This is a genomic window from Promicromonospora sukumoe 327MFSha3.1 (genome assembly GCF_000385135.1).
GTDB classification, from domain to species: domain Bacteria; phylum Actinomycetota; class Actinomycetes; order Actinomycetales; family Cellulomonadaceae; genus Promicromonospora; species Promicromonospora sukumoe_B.
In genome coordinates, this window is record NZ_ARQM01000010.1 from 701,837 (window position 1) to 717,290 (window position 15,454).

The window sequence follows — 15,454 nt, forward strand, 5'->3', positions numbered from 1 at the left end:
CAGCACAGACCGGCGCGTCGCGGAAAACTCATCGGCGCGATGGAACGGGTCCCGCGCCGCGGCCCCTAGGGTGCTCGGATGATCGACGTACCGGAGGCGTTCGCGCGAACCACCGTCGAGCGGGAAGGCGAGTCCGGGGCAGCATGGCTCGCCGAGCTGCCCGTGACCGTGGACGGGCTGATGGAGCGTTGGGAGTGTGCGCCCGACGGCGCCGTCCTGCACGGAGGTGTGGGCGTCATCGTTCCGGTCCGACGGCGGTCCGGCGACGCCGCGGTGCTGAAGGTGTCGTTCCCGCACCCCGGCAACGTCCACGGGCCGGACGCGTTCGCGGCGTGGGGCGGGCGCGGCGCCGTGCTGCTGCACGCCAGGGACGACGCGCGGTTCGCGATGCTCCTGGAGCGGGCCCACACCTCGACCCTGGCTGACGCAAACACAGATGCCGACGCCGACGACGCCGCCGCCGACCTCAGCGACGAGGTCGCGGCGGTCGCAGGCCGGCTCAGTCGAAGACTGGCGATTCCCGCGCCACCCGGCCTGCCCCGCTTGCGCCATCGGGCCGAGGGATGGGAGCAGGAGCTGCACCGGGACGCCGAGGAGCTGCCGCACCGGCTACCGGCCCACGTGGTGGACGCCGCCGTGGCGACCGTCCGTGAGATCGGCAGCATGCAGCCGGACGTGCTCGTCCACGGCGATCTTCATCCGCGCAACATCCTGCGCGCCGACCGCGAGCCGTGGCTGGCGGTCGATCCCAAGGGGTACGCGGGAGATCCCGCCTACGACGTCGGCGCGTTCCTGAAGGCGCGTGCGGTGACGTTTCTCGAGGCCGATGACCTGGAAAAAGCCGTTCGTCGCACCCTCGACGTCTTCGCCGAGGCCGCGGAGCTCGACCGGGAGCGTGTTCAGCGCTGGGCCCAGCTCCACCTGGTGCAGGCCTCGTTCTGGGGGCGTCGTCAGGGATTTCGGATCGCTCGGAACGGGGCACCGGCGGACCAGCTCACCGAGTACGCGGAACATCTGGCGGTGTTGCTGACAGCTCCTGCCTAGGCTGCCCGTAGTCCTACTACCCGTAATCATCTTCGGCGTCATTCAGCTCGTCGTCGGCGTCTACCAGCTCGCCGACAACGTCGACCGCATGGCCAAGGCAGTGCTCAACAGGGAGCGCGACTAGCGCGCTCGGAGGGGCCGCGGACGGCGGATGGCGTCCCGCCGAAATAACGGCGAGATCCGTGGCCGCCCTCCGTCAGGATGGCCGGCATGGACAAGGCTGGTACGGACAAGCCAGGCACGGATCAGGTCGAGGTCGTCGTGGCCCACAGCCAGCGCGCGACGCTGCGCGTCGGCGACGTGTTCCTGAAGGTCGACGGCGACCTGGCGCACGCCGACGTCGAGGTGCGGGCGATGGGCCTCGCGCCGATCCCGACCCCCGCGATCCTCTGGCACGAACCCCCGGCGCTCGCGATCGCCGCCGTGCCCGGCACGGCCCTCGGCGTGCTCGGCGCGCCGTCGGCCGCGTCGTCGGCCGCGTGGGCGGCGGCGGGAGCCGCGATCCGGAAGCTGCACGACGCGCCCCTGCCGCCGTGGCCGGGACGCACGCTCGACGACGTCGCGGCCGAGCTCGACACGGAGTGCGCGTGGCTGCTCGCCAGCGGCACGCTGCCCGCCGAGGTGGTGCGGCGCAACCGCGAGATCGCCGAGGCCGCGCTCCGGCCGTGGACGCCCGCGTTCATCCACGGCGACCTGCAGATCACCCATGTGTTCGTCGACGGCGACGAGGTGACCGGCGTCATCGATTGGTCCGAGGCGGCGCCCGGTGACGCCATGTTCGACCTCGCCATCCTGACCCTCGGGCACGAGGAACGCCTCGACGACCTGCTCGCCGGCTACGGCCCGGGTGCGGACCGGGACGTGATCCGTGCGTGGTGGTCGCTGCGCAGCCTGACGGCGTCGCGCTGGCTGATCGAGCACGGCTTCGACCCGGACTCACCGGGGTGCGAGTTCGACGTGCTCCGGTCCCGGATGGCGGACCCCGAGGGTCGGTAGCCTGTGCGGGTGCTGATCGAGCGACTGAGCGTCAGGCCCGCCCAGGTCGAGCGGGGCGTGTGGCCGTGGACGGTGCCGGCCGTCGCCGAGATCGCGGCCCGCGGTGTGCGGCTGACCAGCGGCATCGTCGTCCTGATGGGGGCCAACGGGTCCGGCAAGTCCACGGTGCTCGAAGCGATCGCGGAGCAGTACGGGATCGACGTGCGGGGTGGTCACGGCGGTCGCAAGTACGCGAGCCAGCTGGAGCCGAGCCCGCTCGGCGAAGCCCTCGTCCTGGACCGGACGATCTCCGGTTCCCGGATGCTCCGGCAGAAGGCGAAGGGCTTCTACCTGCGCGCCGAGACCGCCGCCGGGATGCTGGAGTTCATGACCGGGGCCGGGGTGAGCGGCTACGGCGACCGGCTCTCGACCGAGGTCAGCCATGGCGAGTCCTACCTCCAGGCGATCTCCGGCAGGTTCGCCGGCCCCGGCCTCTACCTGCTCGACGAGGCCGAGGGGCCGCTGTCGTTCGAGTCGACCCTGCAGCTGCTGTACCGGCTGCAGGACCTCGTGGCCGACCACGACGCGCAGGTCATCTACGCGACGCACTCCCCGCTGGTCGCGGCGATCCCCGGCGCGCAGATCCTGGAGATGACCGAGGACGGCATCGCCGAGCGCACGTGGTCCCAGCTGGAGTCGGTCGCCCTCTGGAAGAGGTTCCTCGGGCGTCCGGACGTGTTCTTCGACGCCGAGTGACGGACGCCGCCCTCACAGCTCCCGGGTGAGGAACAGCGAGTCACCGTGCACCGCGTCCGGCTCGACGCGCCCCGACTCCGCGAACCCGACCTTCGCCAGCACGCGGAGCGAGGCGTCGTTCCAGGCCCGGACCGTGGCCCACAGCCGTTCGTAGCCCGACTCCCGCGCCCAGCCGAGCACCGCCCACGCGGCCTCGGTCGCGTACCCGTGGCCCCAGGCCCGGCGCAGCAGCTCGAACGCGAGCTCCGGCTCGTCGTCCGGCACCTGGGAGCCGGTGATCAGGCCGCAGTAGCCGATCACCTCGCCCGAGCCCTTCAGCTCCAGCGCCGGCAGCCCGAGCGTCGACGGCGCGGCGGCGTCCTCGATCCACCGGGCGACGTCCGCGACCGTCGGCCGGCCGTCGGCGCCGATCCGGCGGTGCGGGGGCACGCGCGGGTCGCGCTCGGTCCACATCTCGTGCTGAACGGCGGCCTCGGACACGCGCCAGGGCCGCAGCAGCAGGCGATCCGTCTCGAGCAGGAACATGCGGCCGACCCTAACCGGCGCCTCCGGACCGACGTCCGAGACACCCGACGTCCGAGACACCCGATGTCCGAGACACCCGACGTCCGAGCGCCCCACCCCCAGCACTGCATTCAGCCCGATATATCCACACCGATGTATGTGTTTGCGCCAAACGTCGGTTTGGCAGTTTCGGGTTCTTTGGCCCGGCGTTATGGTCGCCAGCGACGGCGCGTCTGCGCCGCGAGGCCGCGGTCCTCGCGCGGCCGGAGTGCAGGGGGCACACACGTGAGTTTCTTCAGGAGCGGTGTTCGTCGTGGCCGCATCGTGGCGGCCGCGGCCGCCGTCGTCGGGCTGTCCGGACTGGCGGCCCTGACCGGCCTGGCCGGCGTGCCCGGCGTGGTCACCGCGCAGGCCGCGGTCTCGACGTACAACCCGTTCGACGTGAACAGCGACTTCACGATCCTCACGACCGGGAACGCCCACCTCGGGAACGCCGAGCTGGAGGGCTCCGTCGCCGCCTTCGGCAGCATCTCGTCGGACGACCCGAACGGATACGACGTCCTCCACCAGTCGGCGGGCCGCGCCGACTACACCGTGCCCCTGGTCGACGGCGAACCGGTGCGGATCCTCGCCGGCACGTTCACCGGCACCGGCTCCTTCGACATCTCGAACCGCGACGACTCCGGGACCATCGCCACCTCCAGCCCGGAGGCGAACGCGCTCGCGAAGCTCGCGGACACCACGGGGCTCACCGCCCAGGTGCGCGGCGGCGGCGTCGGCAACAACGCGGGCGGCGACTTTCCCCGGGTGACCAACCCGGAGGGCGGGTTCCTCGACCTGAAGGCCGCCCCGTACGCCGGCTTCGCGGTCTCCGACCTGCAGACCGACCAGGCCGCGGTCGCGGACTACTTCCCCGACCTGGAGGCGGACGTCGAGCGGACGAACGAGTGCCTCGCCTCGATGTACGGCAACCCGGAGCTGTCCAACGCCGTCACGGTCGAGGAGGAGGGCGGGCTCGTCTACGTCTCCGGCTTCTCCACCACGATGCCCAACGTCATCGACTACGCGGACGTCGCCGGCGCGACCATCAAGATGGACCGCGCCGACGGCTACGTGCCGACGGCGCAGGCGCCGCTCGTGATCCGCGTGCCCGAGGGCACCACCACGATCGGGCCGCTCGACTTCGAGGGCTGGTCCGCCGGCAGCGGCGAGCAGCAGGACTACGCGCGCTACATCATGCTCGACCTGTCCGCCGTGACCGGGACCGTCACCGTGGATGGTCTGGAGCTGGGTGCCATCTGGGCCCCGAACGCCACGGTCGAGCTCGCCTCCGGGATCACCACCAACGGCCAGTGGTTCGCCGACGGCGTCACCACCTCGGGCGGCGGCGAGATCCACCACCACACGTTCGGCGGTCTGCTCCTGTGCGACGACGAGGCGCCCGGACCGAGCCCCAGCCCGTCCCCGTCGCCCAGCACCCCCGGGCCGTCCCCGAGCCCGAGCCCCAGCGCCCCGAGCCCCAGCCCGAGCGCTCCGAGCCCGAGCCCGAGCGCTCCGAGCCCCGGCCCCTCGCCTTCGGACACCCCGTCGCCGAGCACCCCGGCGCCGTCCGGCACACCGACGCCCAGCACCCCGGGCACACCGGGAACGCCCGAGACGCCCGACGGCCCCGGCGCGCTCGCGGTGACCGGCTCGCCCGCCGCCGTCCTGGCGGGAACCGCGACGGCCGCGGTGCTCCTCGGGGCGCTCCTCATCGCCGTCCGACGCCGCGTGGGCAGGTAGCCGCGTCGGCAGGTAGACGCCGCCGCCCGGCCCCGTGGCAGCATGCGGGCATGAAGCTGCACGAACGGATCGAAGGCCGGCTCCGCGAGTTCGTCGAGCGGCAGCCCATGTTCTTCGTGGCGACGGCGCCCCTGTCCGCGGACGGGCACGTCAACCTCTCTCCGCGTGGCATCCCCGGCACCTTCGCCGTGCTCGACGATCACACGTTCGCCTGGCTCGACGGCACGGGCAGCGGCAGCGAGACCGTGGCGCACCTGCGGGAGAACGGCCGCATCACCGTCATGTTCTGTGCGTTCGACGGCCCGCCGAACATCGTCCGCCTGCACGGCACCGGCCGCGTCGTCAGCCGGTACGACGACGGGTACGCGGCGCTCGCGGCCCGCTTCACCGACGTTCCCGGCGCCCGCGCCGTCGTCGTGGTGGACGTCGAGCGGGTCTCCGACAGCTGCGGCTGGGGCGTGCCGCTCATGTCCTACGAGGGCGAGCGCGGCCTGGTCGGACCGTACTTCGAGCGCAAGGGGGAGGACGGGCAGCAGGAGTACCGCCGGACCAAGAACCGGACGAGCATCGACGGCCTGCCCGCCTACGACGACGATCCGCTGCCCGCACCGCAGTAGTCAGTAGCCCGTGCCGGTCTTGGCCTGACGGCGCTCCTTCGGGTGCGCGCCGCCCTTCAGGTCGAGGGTCTTGCACGCCTCATCGATGTCCTCCGTGAGGCGGTCGACCTGCGCCCGGCTCATCGTCTCCTTGACCAGGGCACGGAGGATCTTCACGTCCTGCGCGTCCGGCGGCAGCGTGTACGCCGGCACCATCCAGCCGCGCTCGGCCGACAGCTGCCAGGCGATGTCCGACTCGTCGTACCCGACGTGGTCGCCCGCGAGCCGGAACGCCACCAGCGGGAGCTGCTCGGCGTCGTCGCCGATCACCTCGAACCGGCCGGTGTCGCGCAGGTTGGCCGCCAGCACCCGGGCGTTCTGCTGCATCTGCGTCATCACGTAGGTGTAGCCCTCGCGGCCGAGCCGCACGAAGTTGTAGTACTGCGCGAGCACCATGGCCGCGCCCGTCGAGAAGTTCAGCGTGAACGTCGCGTCGGTCTTGCCCAGGTAGTTCTCGTAGAAGATGAGGTCCTGCGCCAGGTCGGACGTCTCGCGGAAGACCAGCCAGCCGATCCCGGGGTAGACCAGGCCGTACTTGTGGCCGGAGACGTTGATGGACCGGACCTGCTCCAGCCGGAAGTCCCACCGCGAGTCGGGGTACAGGAACGGCCAGACGAAGCCGCCGCTGGCGCCGTCCACGTGCAGCGGGATGTCGAGCCCGCGGTCGCGCTTGACGTCCAGGAGCAGCTGGTTGATGCCGACGATGTCGTCCATGTGCCCGGTGAACGTCGTGCCGAGCACGGCGGCCACGCCGATCGTGTTCTCGTCGAGGTAAGGGGCCACGTCGTCGGGCCCGATCGTGTACTTGCCCACGCCCAGGGGGATGATCCGGGGCTCGACGTCGAAGTAGCGGCAGAACTTCTCCCAGACCACGTGCACGTCCCCGCCGAACACGAGGTTGGGGCGGTCCACGGGCTCCCCGGCGGCCTGGCGCCGCTCCTTCCACTTCCACTTCAGCGACAGCGCGCCGAGCATGATCGCCTCGGACGAGCCTTGGGTGCGGCACCCGGTGGTCTCGCCGGGCGCGTGGAAGAGGTCGGCGAGCATCCGCACGCAGCGCTGCTCGATCTCCGCCGAGATGGGGTACTCGGCGTGGTCGATGAAGTTGCGGTGCAGGTTCTCGGCGATGATCCGCTGCGCCTCGGGCTCCATCCACGTGGTGACGAAGGTCGCCAGGTTGCGCATCGGGTCGCCCTCGAGCGCGAGGTCCTCGCCGAGCATCCGCATGGTGTCCGTCGGACTCATGCCGGTGTCCGGGAACACCGTGGACGGAACTTCCTCGGTCAGGAAACGGTTGCCGTACAGCGCCGTCGTGCGCTCGTCACGCGTGGCCATGTTTTCGAGTGAAGCACGGGCCCCAGACGCCGTCGACCGGTGGGTGGGCGAACTTCTCGGCCCCGGAAAATCAACGGTCCGGGTGCTCGCCGAGCTGCAGCGCCCCGCCGACGACGAAGCAGACCGCCCCGATGAACGTGCCCCAGTCGACCAGCCCGGCGGCGACCACGGTCGACGTCGCCGGCCGGGTGAACGCCGCGAGCCCGGCCAGGAAGAAGAACACCGAGCCCACCTGGTTGACGGCCACCACCCACCAGCCCAGCTCGCGCGGCCGCACCCCGATGCGGCCGTGGCACACCTCCAGCAGGGCCAGGTGCCCTGACAGGAGGAAGCAGACGCAGCCCGTCATGTCCGGCAGCCAGATCCAGCCGTTCGACTGCCGCGCCGTCAGGTCGGACGCGAACGCGGCGACCAGGCTGACGCCGAAGAACAGGGTGCCGGCGAACAGCACCGCCACGCTGAGCCAGCCGATCTGCCGCGGCAGCCAGGCCCACCACCGCCACGCCGTGGCGCTCAGGGTGCCGCGCTCGTCGATGGCGGTGGGCACGTTGGACGCCTGCACCACCGACGCGTAGCCGCCCGTGCTGAAGAACAGCCCGCCCACCAGGTAGACCGTGTCGACGGTCCGGATGCTGCCGATGCCGAGCTGGGCGAGCAGCGGCCCGAGAGCGAACATCGCCCCGCCGATGATGAAGGCGACGCCCGCGACCACGTTGACCCGGGCCAGGCGGGCCGCGGTGGTGGGCTCCGCGCCGACGACGCGCGTCAGGGCGCCGCTCGCGTCCCGCACCTCCACCCGGCCCCGGCGGCGTACCGCCCGCGACGCCCAGCGCACCGACGACCCGTCGACGAGGTGCCAGGTCACCCGCGTGACGAACCCGCCAGAACGCTCGACCCGCCCCAGCACCCACCGCGCCGGACGGGCGATCAGCGGGCCGTGCGGCGCGTCGTCAGCCACCTTCCGAAATTAACATCCGGCGGTCCCGGTAGCCTGCCCGGCATGTCTCCCGCAGACCTGCACCCGGACCCGCACCCGGACCTGGACGACGCCGGCGTCGCGGCCGCCGCGGCCCTGGCCGGCGCGGCCGTGGTGCGCGGGATGTTCGGCGGACCGCTCACCCGGTTCGACAAGGGCGCCGGCGACTTCGCCTCCGCGGCCGACGTCGCGGCCGAGCGTGCCGTCCTCGACGTCCTCCGCACGGCCCGGCCCGACGACGCGGTGCTCGGCGAGGAGAGCGGGCAGCACGGCGCCGCGGGGTCCGCGCGGCAGTGGCTGGTCGACCCGCTGTGCGGGACGCTGAACTACGCGGCCGGCGGCATGCTGGTCGCCGTCAACGTGGCGCTGCGGGACGGTGCTGCCGCCGTGGCGGACCCGTTCAGCGGCGAGGTGTTCCGCACCGACGGCGTGTCCGCCTGGGTGCGCCGGGACGACGTCGACCTGCGGCTGGAGCCGACGTCCGCCACCCGGCTGGTCGACGTGAACCTGGACCCGCCCTTCCCGGCCGCGCCGGGCTTCCGGGCCGTGGACCTGCTGGCCCACCCCCGGTTCGGCGAGCGGTTCCGGCCGCGGGTCGTGTCCACCACGCTGGCCGTGGCGTGGGTCGCGGCGGGCAGGCGCGCCGCGTACGTCACCGACGGCGACGGCCTGGCGGACAGCGTCCACTTCGCGGCCGGCATCGCCCTGTGCCGGGCGGCCGGCTGCCTGGTCACCGGGCTCGACGGCGCCCCTGCGGGGCCCGCGAGCCGCGGTCTGGTCGTGGCCGCCGACGCCGGGACCCACGCGCAGCTGATGTCGATGATCCACGGCTGATCCACGGCTGATCCACGGCTGATCGCACGATTGATCCCATGGTTGAGCACGTCGAGCCACGGACGGGTTCGGACCCATCGGGCGCCGTCGGAGAGAATGCGCCCATGCGACTTCTGCTGCTGCGCCACGGACAGACCCCGTCGAACGTGAGGGGGCTGCTCGACACGGCGGTTCCCGGCCCGGGGCTGACCCCGCTCGGGGAGAAGCAGGCGGCCGCGGTCCCGGACGCGCTCCGGGACCGTGAGATCGGCGCCATCGCGGTCTCCTCCATGATCCGGACGTCGTTCACGGCCGCGCCGCTCGCGAAGGACCGCGGGATCGAGCCGGTGCAGCTGCCCGGCCTGCGCGAGATCGAGGCCGGCGACCTGGAGATGGCCGACGCGCACGAGGCGCACCTGAGCTACCTCGACACCCTGTTCGCCTGGGCGCGCGGCGACGTCAGCCGCGCCATGCCGGGCGGCCCCGACGGGCGCGCGTTCCTGCAGCGGTACGACGACGCGATCGCGCAGCTCGCGGCGCAGGGCGCTGACAGCGTTGTCGCCGTCTCGCACGGCGCCGCGATCCGCGCGTGGGCGGCCGCCCGCGTAGGGGGCGTGGACGTCGAGCACGCCGAGCGGACGCCGCTCGCCAACACCGGCACGGTCGAGGTCGAGGGCGACCCCGAGACCGGCTGGCGCCTGGTCGCGTGGGACGCCGAGCCCGTGGGCGGGGCCGAGCTGGCCCCGCTGGTGGCGGACGACCCGACGGGGGAGCCCGTCGAGCCCTGATCCCGAAGGGCGTGGGCCGGGCCGTCCTGCCGACGCCGGCCCGGCTCACGTCGTCCCGACGTCGTGCCGCACGCCGGCGGCGACCGCCTGGAGCTTGTCCGGGTTGGCCACGTTGTGGATCGCCGCGATGCGCCCGTCGTCGTCGAACGCGAAGGTGACCGTGGAGATGACCCGGCCGGCCCCGCTGAACAGGACGCCGGGCCCGCCGTTGATCTCGACGAGCTCCGCGCGCATGTCGGCGGGCTCGATGCCCTGGTAGGTGACGGTCCCCAGCGCGGCGAACCACTTGGCCACCGTGTCGGCGCCGACCACGGGCCGCAGCGCCTGGCGCACCTTGCCGCCGCCGTCGGTCCACAAGGTGACGTCGGGGGACAGGAGCTCCAGCAGGGCGTTGAGGTCTCCGCCCGTCGTGGCCGCGAAGAACCGCTCGGTGACCTCGCGCTGCCGGGTCCGGTCGGCGCTGTAGCGGGGGCGCCGGGCCTGCACGTGCTCCCGGGCCCGGTGCGCGGCCTGGCGCACCGCCGGCTCGGACCGCTCCGTCGCCTCGGCGATCTCGGCGTGGCTGAAGCCGAACACGTCCTTCAGCACGAACACCGCCCGTTCGAGCGGGCTCAGCGTCTCGAGCACCACGAGCATCGCCATCGAGACCGACTCGGCGCCGACGGCGGCGTCCGACGCGTCCCCGCCGGTCAGGATCGGCTCCGGCAGCCACGGGCCCACGTAGGTCTCGCGCTTGTGCCGGGCGGAGCGCAGCCGCTCCAGCGCCAGGTTCGAGACGATCCGCGTCAGGTACGCCTTCGGGTCGGCCACCTGGGAGCGGTCCGCGGCGGACCACCTGATCCACGCGTCCTGGACGGCGTCCTCGGCGTCGGCGGCACTGCCCAGCAGGCGGTAGGCCACGGAGAACAGCAGCCGGCGGTGCTCGTGGAAGACCTGCTGCTCGGGCCTGCTCTCACGGCTGAGCCCGGCGGGCACGCTTCCCGCGTCGTTCATCGCGCCGCCTTCCGGGTGAAGCGCCCGCCGGTGGGCCAGAACGCGCCGGAGGCGGGAACCTTCTTCATGCGGCCGTAGGTCGGCCAGGGGGATGCGGTCACCGTCTCCTTGTACCTCATCGCGGTGCGCCCGGTCAGGCTGATTCGCCGCGGGCTGTCGTCGGGGTGGGTGAACTGGACGACGGCGTCCGCCCGGCCCAGGCTGACCGGCGTGTGGTAGTACCCGAACCGGAACGGGCGGGGCTCCTTGCCCCGCAGCAGCCGGTCGATCGACAGCGCGGCGTGCACGCCGGTCGGCATGCCGCCCTGGCAGGTGCCGTGCATGACGCCGTAGCCCTGACGGATCGCAGCGGCGTCCCCGATCGCCCAGACGTCCGGGTGCGAGACCGAGCGCAGCGCCGCGTCCGTGACGACGCGGCCGCGGTCATCGACCTCCAGCCCGGCCGCCGCGGCCAGCGGCGACACACGCGCCCCGCCCGTCCACAGGACGACGTCGGCCGCGATGCGCTCGCCGCCCGCCAGCTCGACGGCGTCGGGCTGTACCTTCACGACGTCGGCGCCCGAACGGACCGTGACCCGCAGCCGGTCGAGCGCGCCCCGCAGGTACGTGCCGGCCTTCGCGTTCATCGTGGCGCCGGGCTCGGTCCGTCCCACCAGGACGACGTCGAGGTCCGGCCGCTGCTCGGCGATCTCCGCGGCCGACTCGACCCCCGTCAGCCCGGTGCCCACGACCACGACGGTCCCGCCGCGGAGCTGGCCCAGCCGGTCGGCCAGCAGCTCGGCGTCCTGCGCGCCGCTCAGGCCGTAGGCGTGGTCGTCGGCGCCCGGCACGCGCGTCGTGTCGGCCACGCTGCCCAGCCCGTAGACCAGGGTGTCGTAGGGGAGCTCCCGGTCGTCGTCGATCCGCACGGTCCGCGCCTCGGCGTCGACCGCGGTCACCCAGCCGCGGACGAGCTGCGCGCCCGTCCCGTCGAGCAGCTCCGGGATGCTCAGCTCGGCGACCTCCTGGCCGGTGGCCGTCATGTGCAGGCGGAGCCGCTCGGTGAACCGGTCGGAGCCGTTGACCAGGGTCACCTGGACGTCCTGGCGGCCCTTGGTCCGGGCCGCGAGCTGGACCGCCGCGGCCATCCCCGCGTACCCGGCCCCGAGGATCACCACGCGGTGGGCGGCGGTGCTGCCGGTGCTGCCGGTGTGCTGTGCGTTCATCGTTCCTGCTCCCTCGCTCGACGTTGATGCCCCTGAGATGGGGGCGGGGCGTCGGAACGTGACATCGGGCAGGTATGACGCGGGACACAGGCGCCGGCCGGGTCAGTCGCCCGCGACCCCGGCGGCCGCAGCCATCTCGTCCCGGGCCGTGAGACCGAGCTCGGGCGGCAGGTCGCCGTCGTGCCGCACCACGAGCGACGTGACCGCTCGGGTGAGGCAGACGTAGAGGCGGCGCAGCCCGGTGGCGTGGTTGGGCTCGGCCGCGACGATCGCGGCCGGGTCGTGCAGCACCACGTGGTCGAACTCCAGACCCTTCGCCAGCGAGGCGGGCACCAGGTCCAGGTGGAAGTCGAACTCGGAGCCGTCGTCCGGCGCCCCGTCGGCCGCATCCGCGTCCGGCCCGTCGCCGTCGGTCGCCGGGCCCGCGGCCGGCTCCGCGTCGTCCTGCTCGCCCACGACGGCGAACGTCAGCCCGACGGCGGCGAGCGTCTCGCGGACCTGCGGCACGACGGCGTCGGGGACGATCAGGCCGACCGAGCCCTCCAGGTCCGAGATGCCGACGCCGACCAGCACGTCGTCGAGCGGCGTCGCGGTGATCGTGAGCCGGCCGCGGGCGCGCCGCACGGCCCGCGGCGGCTCCAGACCGGGGGCGATGCTCGGCAGGAGCCGGGCGGCGAGCTCGATCACGTCGGCCGGCACGCGGAACCCGGCCGTGAGCTGTTCGACGTGCCCGTCGGGCTTGGCCAGGTGCGCCAGCACGTCGGCCCAGTCGCGCGCCGCCCAGGGCGTGGTGGCCTGGGCGAGGTCGCCGAGCACGGTGAGCGAGCCGGTGGCGGCCCGCCGGCCGAGGGCGCGCAGCATCATCGCGGACAGGTCCTGCGCCTCGTCGACCACGATGTGCGCCACGGACTCCGTCCGGTCCAGCAGGTCGGTGATCTCGTCGAGCAGCACCAGGTCCGCCGTCGTCCAGCGGGCGGAGCCCGCCGTGCGCGGCGGGCGCGCCCAGAGCAGGAGGGACTGCTCGTCCTCCGTCAGGACGCCGTCGGCGTGCTCGGCCAGGAACTCCGGGTCGGACAGCAGCCGGTGCAGCAGCCGGCGCGGTTCGACCGCCGGCCAGACGGCGGCCGCGTAGTCCCGCACGGGCTTGGTCCGGGCCAGCACGTCCCAGGCCTTGTCGTCGAGGGCGTCGCCCGTCTCCTCGATCTGGACGAGCACCCGGTGCGCGAGGGCGTGCCGGAGCTGGGCCGCGCCCAGCGCGTAGCGCACGTCGCGCGCCCGGACCTGCTCGACGGCCTCGCGCGCCTCGTACGCCGGGACCCGCCAGCGGAACGAGCCGCGGGGCAGCACCAGGGTCTCTTCCGGGGTGCCGACGTGGGACCAGACGGCGCGGCGCAGCACCTCGGCGAGCCGCCCGTCGCCCTTGAGGGTCGCGACGTCGGCGGGCTCGGTGGCGCGGACCGGGGCGTGGTCGCCCACGATCTCCTCGATGGTCGCCTGGCGGGCGTGGATCTCGCCCAGGGCGGGCAGCACGTCGCGGATGTACCGCAGGAAGCTCTTGTTCGGCCCGACGACGAGCACGCCCCGGCGCGTGAGCTGGTCGCGGTGCGCGTACAGGAGGTACGCCGCGCGGTGCAGGCCCACGGCGGTCTTTCCCGTGCCCGGCGCGCCCTGCACCACGAGCGTGCTCTCGAGCGGCATGCGCACGATGACGTCCTGCTCGGGCTGGATGGTCGCGACGATGTCGCGCATCGGGCCGGAGCGCGGGCGCTCGATCTCGGCCTCGAGGATCTCCGAGTGCGCGTCCCCGGCCAGATCGCCGTCGGAAAGGTCGCCGGTCAGCTCGGGCCGGGTCAGCGACTCGTCCTCGAACGCCGTGAGGTGGCCGCGGGCGAACCCGTACCGGCGCCGGGCCGAGATGCCCATGGGCTCCTTGGCCGTGGCCCGGTAGAACGGCGTGCTGACGGGTGCGCGCCAGTCCACGACCATGGGCTCGCCGTCCGGGTCGGACACGTGTCGGCGTCCGATGTGGAAGGTCTCGCCGGTGGGGGAGGTCTCGCCGGAGTAGGAGGCCTCGCCGGCGACGAGGTCGATGCGGCCGAAGAAGAGCGGGATCTCCGGGTCGTCGGTGAGCTGCTCCATCCGGCGCGCGAGGGTGGCCTCCAGGATCTCCGCGCTCACCCAGTTGCCCGCGTAGCTGCCGTCGAGCGCGGCGACCCGGTCGCGCATCCGCCCGAGCTGTGACCTGGCCTCGGCAAGGAACTCCCGCTCCGTGGCGAGCTCGGACGCGTCGGCGGGCATGGGAGGACCTCCAGGGTCTCGGGGGTGGGGTGGTGGCGCAGGCACAGGAAGAAAGGCTGTCGGCGCCGGGGTGCTCGTCGCGGGACGTTCCGCGCGAACGCGCGAGTCTAGTCCCGTGGACCTGGGCGGCGCGGCATCTTTTCGGGACCGGGGATCTGGTCCGCGAGCTGGTCCGGAACCATATGTCCCTCGAGTCCGTTTCCACTGTCGCACCAACCTGCCCCACGGTACGGTCGGGTGCACCGCCCGGCCTATCGAGGAGCCTCAGTGTCGTCCGACGAGCTGCCCCAGGAGTTCCAGATCGACGTACCCGACGAGATGGAGACCGGCGTACCGGCCGACTTCGCCTCCGTCTGGCACACGCCGACGTCGTTCATCCTGGACTTCATCGCCGTGAAGCAGCCCCCGAGCCCGGTGGCCGACCCCGAGTCGGGTGAAGTCACCTCGATTACCGTGCCGGGCCGGGTGGTTTCCCGCGTGCGCATTCCCCCGCAGCAGGTGTTCGAGCTCGCGAAGGCGCTCACTATGCAGCTCGACGCGTGGGAGAAGGAAAGCGCACCGAACGTTCGCAATCCCGGTGTCGCAGAGGGCCCGGATGGCCCAAATCGGTCGTCGGAGAATTAAATCTGGTGAAAATTTTACTTGGACGTATGTCCAACTCGGTATCTATATGTCCGATCTGACCGGCAGACTTGTGCTAGTTTGCCCGTAGAAATACCGGGTTATACCATTGGGGTTCTTGAAATGTAACCCTTACTGGCTGTTCCACTTGCGATCTTCACGGATGTAGGCTGCCCGTGATCGCGACGAAGGCGTTGCAATCTCCCAGAGTTGCCCGGGGGGTCGGGCGACCCGTTCCGGCGGCCATGTCGGGGAGCAATGAACAGGGGCGATGCAAGTGAGCAACACCGAATTCGACAACAGGGGGCGCACGGGCGGGATCATGTTCGAAGAACAGGCCCGCACGAGCGTCGTGAGCATGTGGGGAGAGATCGATGTCTCTTTGCGCGGTGAGTCGAGTGCTGCCATAGCCAACGCCCTCGAGCGGGCGAAGGCGGTCGTCATCGACACGTCCAAGGTGACCTTCATGGACTCGACAGGCGTCGCGTTCCTCATGCAGATGTACACCTACGGAACGCAGGACGGGCTGACCGTCTCGCTTCCGGAGCCGCCCGCGGTGGTCCGGAACGTCATCGAGATGCTCGGGGTCGACGCACTGTTCGCGCAGGCCGCGCACGGCGGCGGCGCCGCGCGGGAGGCCTGACCGGCCCTGGGAACGACTGCGCCCGGCCCGGAGGCCGGGCGCGCTGCCGTGGCGTCCTTCGCTCA

The 15,454-nt window shown here is 72.6% G+C and carries 15 protein-coding genes; 9 read left to right on the forward strand and 6 right to left on the reverse strand.

What is annotated here, in order from left to right; all coding sequences use genetic code 11:
• The first annotated feature begins 78 nt into the window (after positions 1-78).
• The 3 genes from H291_RS0106875 to H291_RS0106885 all read left to right on the forward strand — a co-directional run bounded on the left by H291_RS0106875 (position 79) and on the right by H291_RS0106885 (position 2,775).
• The gene (locus H291_RS0106875; protein ID WP_020014242.1) at positions 79-1,044 is read left to right on the forward strand and encodes an aminoglycoside phosphotransferase family protein; all 966 of its coding nucleotides are present in this window, start codon (positions 79-81) and stop codon (positions 1,042-1,044) included.
• Between the two features lie 210 nt (positions 1,045-1,254).
• Positions 1,255-2,040: a phosphotransferase family protein gene (locus tag H291_RS0106880; protein WP_020014243.1), complete on the forward strand. Its 786-nt coding sequence runs from the start codon at positions 1,255-1,257 to the stop codon at positions 2,038-2,040.
• Between the two features lie 9 nt (positions 2,041-2,049).
• The gene (locus H291_RS0106885) at positions 2,050-2,775 is read left to right on the forward strand and encodes an AAA family ATPase (protein ID WP_198012420.1); all 726 of its coding nucleotides are present in this window, start codon (positions 2,050-2,052) and stop codon (positions 2,773-2,775) included.
• Between the two features lie 12 nt (positions 2,776-2,787).
• On the opposite strand, the gene H291_RS0106890 is transcribed toward H291_RS0106885, so the two are convergent.
• Positions 2,788-3,300 (reverse strand): GNAT family N-acetyltransferase, encoded by a 513-nt coding sequence (locus H291_RS0106890; protein ID WP_020014245.1) that lies wholly within the window; start codon positions 3,298-3,300, stop codon positions 2,788-2,790.
• Positions 3,301-3,564: 264 nt separating this feature from the next.
• Between H291_RS0106890 and H291_RS0106895 the strand changes: the two genes are divergently transcribed.
• Both H291_RS0106895 and H291_RS0106900 read left to right on the forward strand, forming a co-directional pair.
• Positions 3,565-5,061 (forward strand): collagen-binding domain-containing protein, encoded by a 1,497-nt coding sequence (locus tag H291_RS0106895; RefSeq protein ID WP_198012421.1) that lies wholly within the window; start codon positions 3,565-3,567, stop codon positions 5,059-5,061.
• Between the two features lie 50 nt (positions 5,062-5,111).
• Positions 5,112-5,678, forward strand: a complete 567-nt coding sequence (locus H291_RS0106900; RefSeq protein ID WP_020014246.1) for a pyridoxamine 5'-phosphate oxidase family protein — start codon at positions 5,112-5,114, stop codon at positions 5,676-5,678.
• On the opposite strand, the gene H291_RS0106905 is transcribed toward H291_RS0106900, so the two are convergent.
• Entirely contained in the window at positions 5,679-7,052 is a 1,374-nt protein-coding gene (locus H291_RS0106905; protein ID WP_020014247.1) for a glutamate decarboxylase, read from the reverse strand.
• 70 nt (positions 7,053-7,122) lie between these two features.
• On the reverse strand, positions 7,123-8,010 hold the full coding sequence (locus tag H291_RS0106910) for a hypothetical protein (RefSeq protein ID WP_020014248.1): 888 nt from the start codon (positions 8,008-8,010) through the stop codon (positions 7,123-7,125).
• A 42-nt stretch (positions 8,011-8,052) separates the two neighbouring features.
• Here H291_RS0106910 and H291_RS0106915 point away from each other — a divergent pair, with 42 nt between their 5' ends.
• A complete protein-coding gene (locus H291_RS0106915) occupies positions 8,053-8,862 on the forward strand; it encodes an inositol monophosphatase family protein (RefSeq protein ID WP_020014249.1) in 810 nt (269 codons plus the stop codon).
• A gap of 104 nt (positions 8,863-8,966) precedes the next feature.
• The gene (locus H291_RS0106920; protein WP_020014250.1) at positions 8,967-9,629 is read left to right on the forward strand and encodes a histidine phosphatase family protein; all 663 of its coding nucleotides are present in this window, start codon (positions 8,967-8,969) and stop codon (positions 9,627-9,629) included.
• 45 nt (positions 9,630-9,674) lie between these two features.
• Here H291_RS0106920 and H291_RS0106925 read toward each other — a convergent pair whose 3' ends face one another.
• From H291_RS0106925 to H291_RS0106935, 3 genes are all read right to left on the reverse strand, one after another.
• Positions 9,675-10,622 carry an RNA polymerase sigma-70 factor gene (locus tag H291_RS0106925; RefSeq protein ID WP_020014251.1) on the reverse strand — a complete coding sequence of 316 codons (948 nt, stop codon included), beginning with the start codon at positions 10,620-10,622 and terminating at the stop codon, positions 9,675-9,677.
• Positions 10,619-11,827 (reverse strand): NAD(P)/FAD-dependent oxidoreductase, encoded by a 1,209-nt coding sequence (locus H291_RS0106930; protein ID WP_020014252.1) that lies wholly within the window; start codon positions 11,825-11,827, stop codon positions 10,619-10,621. The genes H291_RS0106925 and H291_RS0106930 overlap by 4 nt, the downstream gene beginning before the upstream one ends.
• 102 nt (positions 11,828-11,929) lie before the next feature.
• On the reverse strand, positions 11,930-14,125 hold the full coding sequence (locus H291_RS0106935; protein WP_020014253.1) for a HelD family protein: 2,196 nt from the start codon (positions 14,123-14,125) through the stop codon (positions 11,930-11,932).
• A gap of 267 nt (positions 14,126-14,392) precedes the next feature.
• Between H291_RS0106935 and H291_RS0106940 the strand changes: the two genes are divergently transcribed.
• Both H291_RS0106940 and H291_RS0106945 read left to right on the forward strand, forming a co-directional pair.
• Positions 14,393-14,749: a DUF3467 domain-containing protein gene (locus H291_RS0106940; RefSeq protein ID WP_020014254.1), complete on the forward strand. Its 357-nt coding sequence runs from the start codon at positions 14,393-14,395 to the stop codon at positions 14,747-14,749.
• A gap of 268 nt (positions 14,750-15,017) precedes the next feature.
• A complete protein-coding gene (locus H291_RS0106945) occupies positions 15,018-15,389 on the forward strand; it encodes an STAS domain-containing protein (RefSeq protein ID WP_020014255.1) in 372 nt (123 codons plus the stop codon).
• Positions 15,390-15,454 lie beyond the last annotated feature (65 nt).